Origin of the sequence: Roseisolibacter sp. H3M3-2, assembly GCF_029211165.1 — a bacterium.
Taxonomy (GTDB): domain Bacteria; phylum Gemmatimonadota; class Gemmatimonadetes; order Gemmatimonadales; family Gemmatimonadaceae; genus Roseisolibacter.
Genome location: NZ_JARGEK010000400.1, coordinates 1 through 4,063, shown reverse-complemented (window position 1 = coordinate 4,063; position 4,063 = coordinate 1). Strand labels below are relative to the sequence as shown.

Annotated in this window: 3 protein-coding genes; 1 reads left to right on the top strand and 2 read right to left on the bottom strand. The window is 77.4% G+C overall.

Going from position 1 to position 4,063, the window contains the following annotated elements; all coding sequences use genetic code 11:
• On the bottom strand, positions 1-949 hold a 949-nt coding region (locus tag PYV61_RS21880), incomplete at its 3' end, for a hypothetical protein (protein WP_275835657.1).
• A gap of 189 nt (positions 950-1,138) precedes the next feature.
• On the opposite strand from PYV61_RS21880, the gene PYV61_RS21875 reads away from it, so the two are divergent.
• Positions 1,139-1,573 (top strand): hypothetical protein, encoded by a 435-nt coding sequence (locus tag PYV61_RS21875; protein WP_275835655.1) that lies wholly within the window; start codon positions 1,139-1,141, stop codon positions 1,571-1,573.
• Here the strand turns inward: PYV61_RS21875 and PYV61_RS21870 are convergent.
• A partial coding sequence (locus tag PYV61_RS21870) for an FAD-binding oxidoreductase (RefSeq protein ID WP_275835653.1) occupies positions 1,567-4,063 on the bottom strand: 2,497 nt, incomplete at its 5' end. The genes PYV61_RS21875 and PYV61_RS21870 overlap by 7 nt on opposite strands.

Here is a 4,063-nt window from a genome sequence, read left to right as displayed (position 1 = left end):
CCACCAGCGAGTCGCGCCACGCGGCCAGCGCGGCCGCGCCCGCGGGCGGCGGCGGGGGGAGGACGACGCCGCCGTCTACCGCCTCGTACGCGAAGCGCTGCTCGATGCGCAGCCCGATGCGCGACGCGCCGGCGTCGAGCCCCGCGTCGGCGAACTGCGCGCGCGGGAGCCAGAAGCGCCCCTCGTGCAGCGCGTGCTCCAGCGTCACCGCGCGCAGCTCGAAGCGCGCCGGGCCGACGAGCCAGGGCAGCCAGCGCGGCGGGCGCTGCGTCGGGTCCTCGGCGTCGCGCGCCCGGTCCCACACGTCCACCGGCGCGGTGGCGCGGTAGGCGGCGCGCACCAGCTGCGCCGTCGCCTCGTCGAACCAGAACGAGCCGCTGCTGAGGCGCCACCCCTCGCGGCGCGGCGTCACGCGCAGCTCGCGCAGCCGCACCGCGCCGCCCGATGGCAGCCCGATGCGCACCGAGTCGCCGACCGCGTACGCGTAGTACGCCTCGGCGCCGTCGGCGAGCGGGTGCACCACCTCGTCGTCGCGGACGTCGGTGCGCACGAAGCGCCCGCCGCCGATCCAGAGGGCGTCGCGGCCGGGGTAGTACGGCACCGGCGCGTCGAGGACGGCCTCGCGGTCGGCGCGCATCCCCGGGACGCCCGAGAAGCGGCGGCGGCCGAGCAGCTCGAGGTCCACGCCCCCCTCGCGCGTCCAGCGCACGCGCGCCGCGGTCTCCTGGCGGAAGATCGTGCGCGCCGGGCCGAGCGCGCCGAGGACGCCGAGCGTGGCGGTCACGCGCTCGCGCGACAGCGCCTGGTAGGCGCGCAGCGCGGAGTCCTGCGCCACGCGGGCGGCGCGCGCGCGGGCCAGCAGGTCGGCCGCCGCGGCGAGCGCCGGCTGCGCGCGCGCGACGGCGGGGAGGGCGAGGGCGGCCGCGGCCAGGAGGGCGCGGAGGGGCATGGGGGCTACTACCTTCGCGCGGGGCGGGCGGTTTCTCGGCTGCGGGCTGCGGGCTGCGGGTTCCGAATCCGCAGTCCGCAGTCCGCAGCCCGCAGTCCGGAGCCCGCAGCCCCGCCGCACGCCCTCCCCTTGCCGCGATCGCCGGACGGTGCGACCTAGTGGGACCCCCTTCCACCCCCGCCCGCCCCCATGCGCCCCACCGTCTCCGCCGCGCAGCTCCGCGTGGTCGTCGCCGTGTTCGCGGTCCTGTTCATCCTCGTCGTCGCCAGTGGGTGGGTGCCCGGGTGGTACACGATGCACGGCACGGAGCGGCGGCTGTTCGGGCTCTTCATGATGTCGGCGCTCGACGACATCACGCATGGGGTCTCGGCGCTGGCGCTGGCGGCGGCCGCGCTGCGCGGGCGCGAGTCGGAGCTGCGGCTCGTGTGCACGGCGCTCGGCTGGTACTACGCGCTCGACGCGCTGTTCTTCCTGCTGTACGGGTTCGTGAACGAGAAGCCGTGGCCGGCCGACCTGGCGCTGAACGCGCCGCACGTCGCGATCAGCGTGGTGCTGCTGACGCTGGCCTACGCGCCGCGCGCCGCCGCGGCGCCGGCGCGGGCCCCGATCGCGGTGGCTCAGTAGTCGTAGACGTGGTCGACCGCGGCCGGCGCGCGCACCTCGCGCAGCGCCGCCAGCAGCTCGGGGACGCGCACGTCGAGGAGGAAGCGCACGCGCCCCGGGTCGTCGATCGCCGGCGTGGCGAGGACGAGCGAAGTCCCCGGCGGCGGGCGCCACCCGCGCGGCGCGGTGCCGGTGACGGCGACGTGGCCCGCGCCGCTCAGCTCCACCACGCGCACCGCCGGGTCGCGCGCGAGCGCCAGCAGCGCGTCGCGGTACGGCCCGTAGCGCGGCGCGGCGAGCGCGCGGTCGCCGCGGTCGAGCGGGACGCTGGCGCGCAGCGTCGGGAGCGCCGCCCGCGTCGCGGAGTCGGCGGCGCCGGCGACGACGATCCAGCGGCGGTCGGCGTCGGGCTGGTAGACGGCGTGCGTGCCCCCGCCGATGAGCGCCGCGTAGCCCTGCTTGACGAGGAACTCCAGCCCGAGCGCCAGCCGGCGCTCGACGCGCGGCGCCGCGTCGGGGCCCGGCTCGCGCACCGCCGCCATCAGCTGCGCCCGCGCGCGCGCGTAGTCGTACTCGTACCACGGGCGGACCGCGATGAACTCGGCGTACTCCGCGTTGACCGCCGCGGCGACGCGCTCCTCGGGGGTCGGCGCGGCGGGCGCCAGCGCCTCGGTCAGGCGGCCGACGGTGTTCTCGTAGAGCCCCTTGAGCCCGTACTCGACGGCGGTGCTGGTGCCGATGACGGCGAGCATCAGGTGCGTCCCCGGCGCGACCGCCGCGCGCTCGGCGGTCCACCGCCAGCTGCCGACGTAGGCGCGCCAGAAGGTGCCGAGCGCGCGCGCGTACGGGAACGCGCTCGGCGCGCGCCCCGCCCGCAGCCAGCGCCCGTACGCCTCGCTGGAGTAGACGAGGTCCCACTCCGGGTGCGTCATCCAGGTGCGCGCCTCGGAGAGGTAGTAGTCGGGGAGCGTGTCGAGGGCGAGGCGCACCTCGGCGGGGAGGACGGCGGGGAGGCGCGCGGCGGACACGGGCGGCGCGGCGCCGTCGGGGGCGGGCGCGTACAGGTCCCACAGCACGTTCGTGAACTTCCCCGCCGGGTCGGCGGCGCGCTTGACCGCGAAGTACTCGGGCGCGCGCGGGTAGGCGCGCGCGAACTGCGCGCGCGTCGCGTGCGGCTGGTACGGCAGGTAGTGGCGCCCGCCCGACGCCAGCGCCGCGTCGACCAGCGTGCGTGTCCAGCGGCCGACCGCGCGCTGCGCCTCGGCGGTGGTCGGCTGCCGGTAGTACAGCACGAACGCGAACGTCTCCGTCGGCGCCCACGTCAGGTACGGCTGCGGCTCGGCGTGCGCGTGGCGGATCGAGACGTTGATCGCGCGGGCGACCGAGTCGCGCAGGATCGGCGCGAGGCGCCGCGTGAACGGCACCAGGCTGTCGACCGGGACGAAGAACTCCTGCAGCACGAACGTGTGCGCGAGGCGGCTCGCCGGCTCGAGCTCGGAGACGTCGTAGCTCGCCTCGTTGTTGCGCCAGGTGACCGGGTGGTCCTCGCCGCCGCGGTAGAACATCGGCTCGATCACGTGCTCGCGCGCCCACGGGCCGAGGCGCGGCTGGCTCATGACCGCGTACGCCCAGCGGTGCAGCCGCGACGCCTGGTCGGCGGGGCGGAGGCGCGTCGTGTCGGTGAGCGGGGCGTCGGTGGTGCGGTAGGTGACGGCGCGCACCGCGTCGAACGTCGGCGGCGCGAGGTCGGCGTTGTGGAACACCGCCGTCGTGTCGTCGCGCACGTTGGCGCGGAACCAGGCGAGGTACTCGGCGACCGGCATGGTCGCGTCCTCGCGGCGCACGCGCGCGTTGGGCGCCAGCGCCAGCGTCGCCTCGGCGATCACGCCGACGCCGCCGTAGCCGCCGAGCGCGGCCCAGAACAGCTCCGGGCGCTCGTCGCGGCTCGCCGTCACGACCGAGCCGTCGGCGAGGACGAGACGCAGCGCGCGCACCGTGCTGCTCACCGGCCCGCGGCCCACGTATCGGCCGTGCGCGTTGACCGAGAGCGCGCCGCCCACCGTGAAGCTGTTGTACGTCTGCATGACCTGCACGGCGAGGCCGTGCGGGTCGATGGCCTGCTGCACCTCGCGCCACGTCGTGCCGGCGCGCACGGTGAGCGTGCGCGCCGCGGTGTCGAGGGCGACGACGCCGCGGAAGCGCCGGAGGTCGAGCTGCACGCCGTCGGGGGTCGCCGTCTGCCCGCCCATGCTGTAGCGCCCCCCGCCGACGCTCACGGCGCCGGGGGCGTCGCGCACCGCGGCGGCCAGCGCCTCGAGCGAGGTGGGCGCCACCACGCGCGCCACGCGCACCTGCGACAGCCCGGTGACGTCGCGCACCACCGGCGCGGCGGCGGGCGCGGGGAGCGAGGCGCCGCGCGTCCCCCACACGCCGAGCAGCGACATCGCGAAGGCGAGCGCCAGCAGCCCGTACACCGCGCCGCCGAGCGCGCGCGCGACCGCGCGCTGCAGC

What these genes read in the sequence shown, in the direction of transcription:
- PYV61_RS21875 (WP_275835655.1), top strand. Translation starts at nt 1,139, where the DNA reads ATGCGCCCCACCGTCTCCGCCGCGCAGCTCCGCGTGGTCGTCGCCGTG.